The organism is Coleofasciculus sp. F4-SAH-05, from assembly GCF_040222985.1.
Lineage (GTDB): Bacteria > Cyanobacteriota > Cyanobacteriia > Cyanobacteriales > Coleofasciculaceae > Coleofasciculus > Coleofasciculus chthonoplastes.
Genome location: NZ_JAVKBY010000113.1, coordinates 1 through 4,108, shown reverse-complemented (window position 1 = coordinate 4,108; position 4,108 = coordinate 1). Strand labels below are relative to the sequence as shown.

Here is a 4,108-nt window from a genome sequence, read left to right as displayed (position 1 = left end):
ACTCCTCAACATTTCCCCCTCATCCCCTAACCCCAACTCCGGTCCCCTCGTTCCCCCCTACCCCCCTCGTTCCCCCTGCTACAAGAGGGGGGAGGACAGAGGATGCGAGAGCTTTTGTTGCATGGGGGAGGACAGAGGATGTTTCACTTTTGTTGCAGGGGGGAGGAGAGAGGATGCGAGAGCTTTTGTTGCAGGGGGGATTTAGGGGGATCAAACGTATCTCATAAGAGCGGAAAGTGCTGTATCTGTTCCGTCTTCGCTTTGATTACAATTCTTAAAAAAGTCCGATCAGCAAAGAAAAATGCATTCTGGTTCTGAGTTAAAAATAGAGTCATAGTCAAACATAACAAAATCAAGATTATGGCTAATAAAAAAGCCAAGGTTACTGACTTGAGCGGTTGTAAAAGTAAACATTAGTAATTCAGTTAATTGTTTGTTTCTAATATCCGGCTTTTTGATAAAGTAATCCCGCTTCGCAAAGAAAAGGGTTTCGTCTTTAGGGACAACCAGACCATTCAAGCGATGGGTATGTTGAATGGGCTTAATATAATGGTTAATAAAATATTCCTGATTTTTCTGTAAACGATAAAATCGCTCATGTTGCAGCCAGCTCATTTGGAAAAGCATTTTGATAATTTCACTACCTAAGATGTAATGAAATAGATTATTCCGCTCTTCGGGATCATTAATGAGATGGAGAACAGACTCTAAATACTCGATGTCGCGATCAGGTTTGGTGCGTAAGTCTTGGGCAGAATGAACGTAATACTGTTTAATATAGCCTTTTAAGACAGTATTCGTAAGTTTTTGCTTAATGTGGAGTTTTTTGAACGAGCGAGTTACCCAATCTTTAGGGGCTTGCTCTTGGAGGAGTTTTAACACTAAGCTGTCTGCCGTATAGTTATCTAAAAATTCTGCTTGTTTATCTAAGGGAACCGTACAGATTAAATGACACAGCGATAAAACATAGCGTCGCTCTTCCCAGGATAAATCATTAATCCATTTAAGAACTTCTTGAGGGATGAGTTCAAATATACTTATAGTCTTTAGGTGTTCGGAATCAACGGGAATTGTAGGGTTTAATGTAGTCATAACCTGAAGCTGTCATCATTAAGGAAACAACCAGACTCTATTCGCGATCGCGTGAGGGATGATTCTCCTCCTAGAGATACTACCGTAACTTTGAAAAATCAACCCCTATTTATCTTCAGTCGCCAGCCTCCTATCCGAGTGCAGCGCTGTCATTGGTTTGCGATCACCTTAAGTGAGATGTAAGGGCGTGATGACTATTCCATCACGGGCTATCTGCTCTTATCTTACCGATCCGCTACTACGGATGAGACGAAAAGTACGTATTTTTTATCACAGAAGCATTTGCCGAAACTAGAGACAGGTTTATGTCAGGATTTTTTGACATAAGCGATGAGGAATCAGATCACTCCACTCTGTTGCTCAATTTAGCCTTAATCCAAGAATTTCGCGATCGCAGATCGCAGTCTCCCTTTCGACTAGGCGATTAAAATCGCAGCTACACAAACAAAGTCCGCCTGCGCGGACTGCATTATAAAGAGGGTAGTCAACCTGAATTTGATATCAAAATGAGATATATTGACTACAATCTAATTCTACTCAGTCGATTGCCAGCCTTCCATCATTGCTAGCAAAATATTAATTAGGGGATGGTCAATTGCTTCTTTGAATACTTCAGTACCTCCCTTTTTTAAAACATTAAATGCATAGTTGTGAATAGTGCCACCTATCTGAGCTCCATGAACTGTTTCAGCAAAACCCCCTGCAAACTGGGCGTGACTTTGGTCACGCTAAAATTAGCACCCGTGAGATCTTGACCCTTAAATGAACGACCTTGGAGATTTTGACCCGAAAAATCCTGGGGCATAACGGGGATAGCGGAGTAGCCGACCTGACTATCTATAGGCATAGCATAATTGATGCCAAAAAAGTGAGCTGAATCCTTGCCGATTGGCATATCTTGTGCATTACCTGCACCTGTCTCACCCCTATTACTCTAGTGGTGGCGTCCCTCTATAATTTGAGAAGCTGTAATCACCCCGTTTGATCGCTCGACGATTAGCATCCCTATGGTTGAAATCCCCGAATCCACTGCCGAACTCGCGGCTGTTCTTGAAGAACCCGTTGATTTGAGTTTCCAACTTCCTGATCCAGAAGATGAGGATATTCAGGAATATGACTTTCAGCAACTTGTCGATAATGCTTGGCGAGTGTGCGATCGCTTCGACTTACAAACCGAGATCTGGCGCGGGCGGATTCTGCGTGTGGTGCGCGATCGCGAGAAAAAAGGGGGGGATGGACGCGGTACGGGCTTTATCAACTGGCTGAAAAGTCGCGAGATTAGTAAGAGTCAGGCATATTCCCTGATCGAACTGGCAAATAGTGCCGATACCCTCCTCGCCGAAGGCAAACTCAACCCCGATGCAATCCGTAATTTCAGTAAGCGGGCATTTGTGGAAACTGCCAAATCTGCCCCCGAAGTGCAACAACTGGTTAGCGATAAGGCGCAACAAGGCGATCGGATCACGCGGCGTGAGGTGAAGCAGCTAGCCGATGAATGGACAGCCATGTCCTCAGAGTTACTCCCTGATGAAGTCAAGGAAAAAGCCTCAGCCGGAACTATGCCCGCTCGTTATCTGGCACCGTTAGTTAAAGAAATGGAGAAGTTGCCAGAATCCCACCTGAAACCGTTACAAGAGGAAGTGGCGGCAAATCCTGATGTGGATACGGTAAAACAAACCACATCAGACGCCCGTTTCTTAGCGAAATACCTCGACGCCGCTGCCCAAGTGCAAGCGATTCAGCACTCGTCTTTGGATATGGAATTGGCACTCCAGGAAGCCCTGCGCCTAGGCTGCTTAAATACGGCGGCTGATTTGGTCAAACAGGCATCCGTTTTGGAACAAAGCGTGGGTAAACTTTATACCACCTGGAAACGGCTGAGTAGCCTATCCGACCGATTATACGTCGATACCGGGGCAAGTACCCCTCATCTGCGATCGCTCCTCAACTGTCTGGATCGTCTCACCAATGACGTGATTGAAGTTCCCCTCGATGAAACAGGCGAACAGATTGTGCGTCTGAAGCTGATGGTGGATACTTGAGATATTCCATCTTCGCGATCGCGAAGATGGGTGATGCCACCCAAACCCTTGGGGTGTATTCTCTGTGCGGCTACGTCTAGCTTGGAAGTCATCTCGTCGTCAACCGTTATCTTCCTTCCCAATCAAGTTATCAAGTTATTAGGACTAATTTTTTTTGTTTTTTATACCGAAGCCAAACAATACGATCGCGCCTTAGTAACGCTGCGACTCGTAGACGATCTGGCGACAAGCAAGCGTTTAATAACTAGGCTGGAATGTGCCAAGAATCTTTAGCACGTCGTATGAGGCAATTTAGCATAATAAGTCCGGCAGAACCATTACTGTGAATGAGCCAAATCTGTCATTTAATGTAACCAGTGATACATGTCATTGTATAATCGGACTTTGATCACATAGATTATTGCTAAATATCACTCATTTTTTACCAAATAAATCACCGATTCTCTAGATCGATAGCACTGTATTTATCCCAACCATAGAGGAGAATGAGAGTGTAGGAAAAAAACCTAAACCTAGAGAAGCGTGAATCAAGGAGATTGTGGCTATGTTAGAAGTAATGATTTTGATGGCTTACTTAGTCGGCTGTTTTGCCTTTATCGAAGCACTATTTGATCAAGAGTTCGATGGTTCTCGCTAATGTCGAAAACAGACAAGCGTTTAAGGCGAGTGAAGCCAAAAAAAGGCATTTTTCTGTAAAGTTATACATTAACGCCAACCTGAAAACCAACATCAGGCGTTCATACTATTTTTTAAGGGGGATGAACCCAATCAGAATGCACCCTAATCCCCCTGCTTTACCCCCGCTAGATTGACGGAACTAGCGGGGGTTTTCTTTGGTATTGTAAAGTTTCAATAAGAATATAGTCAGATGTAGTCATGTTGGGTAATATATAGACATGAAACTCTCAGACTATGCCAAAAAAGCAGGAATCAGTTATCGAACTGCCTGGAGGTGGTGGAAACAAGGAAACTTG

Annotated in this window: 4 protein-coding genes and 2 pseudogenes; 4 read left to right on the top strand and 2 right to left on the bottom strand. The window is 44.1% G+C overall.

Going from position 1 to position 4,108, the window contains the following annotated elements; genetic code table 11:
• Window positions 1-288: 288 nt before the first annotated feature.
• On the bottom strand, window positions 289-1,092 hold the full coding sequence (locus tag RIG27_RS13850) for a hypothetical protein (protein ID WP_446345994.1): 804 nt from the start codon (window positions 1,090-1,092) through the stop codon (window positions 289-291).
• 305 nt (window positions 1,093-1,397) lie between these two features.
• Here RIG27_RS13850 and RIG27_RS13845 point away from each other — a divergent pair, with 305 nt between their 5' ends.
• Window positions 1,398-1,520 (top strand): hypothetical protein, encoded by a 123-nt coding sequence (locus RIG27_RS13845; RefSeq protein ID WP_446345992.1) that lies wholly within the window; start codon window positions 1,398-1,400, stop codon window positions 1,518-1,520.
• Between the two features lie 299 nt (window positions 1,521-1,819).
• Here RIG27_RS13845 and RIG27_RS13840 read toward each other — a convergent pair.
• Window positions 1,820-1,897: pseudogene (locus RIG27_RS13840) on the bottom strand (pentapeptide repeat-containing protein); the annotation flags it as partial.
• A 202-nt stretch (window positions 1,898-2,099) separates the two neighbouring features.
• Between RIG27_RS13840 and RIG27_RS13835 the strand changes: the two are divergent.
• The 3 genes and pseudogenes from RIG27_RS13835 to RIG27_RS13825 form a co-directional block, all read left to right on the top strand.
• Window positions 2,100-3,134: a hypothetical protein gene (locus RIG27_RS13835; RefSeq protein WP_446345990.1), complete on the top strand. Its 1,035-nt coding sequence runs from the start codon at window positions 2,100-2,102 to the stop codon at window positions 3,132-3,134.
• 33 nt (window positions 3,135-3,167) lie between these two features.
• Entirely contained in the window at window positions 3,168-3,407 is a 240-nt protein-coding gene (locus tag RIG27_RS13830; protein ID WP_446345988.1) for a hypothetical protein, read from the top strand.
• Between the two features lie 623 nt (window positions 3,408-4,030).
• Window positions 4,031-4,108: pseudogene (locus RIG27_RS13825) on the top strand (IS607 family transposase); the annotation flags it as partial.

What these genes read in the sequence shown, in the direction of transcription:
- RIG27_RS13850 (WP_446345994.1), bottom strand. Translation starts at nt 1,092, where the DNA reads ATGACTACATTAAACCCTACAATTCCCGTTGATTCCGAACACCTAAAG.
- RIG27_RS13845 (WP_446345992.1), top strand. Translation starts at nt 1,398, where the DNA reads ATGTCAGGATTTTTTGACATAAGCGATGAGGAATCAGATCACTCCACT.
- RIG27_RS13835 (WP_446345990.1), top strand. Translation starts at nt 2,100, where the DNA reads ATGGTTGAAATCCCCGAATCCACTGCCGAACTCGCGGCTGTTCTTGAA.
- RIG27_RS13830 (WP_446345988.1), top strand. Translation starts at nt 3,168, where the DNA reads ATGCCACCCAAACCCTTGGGGTGTATTCTCTGTGCGGCTACGTCTAGC.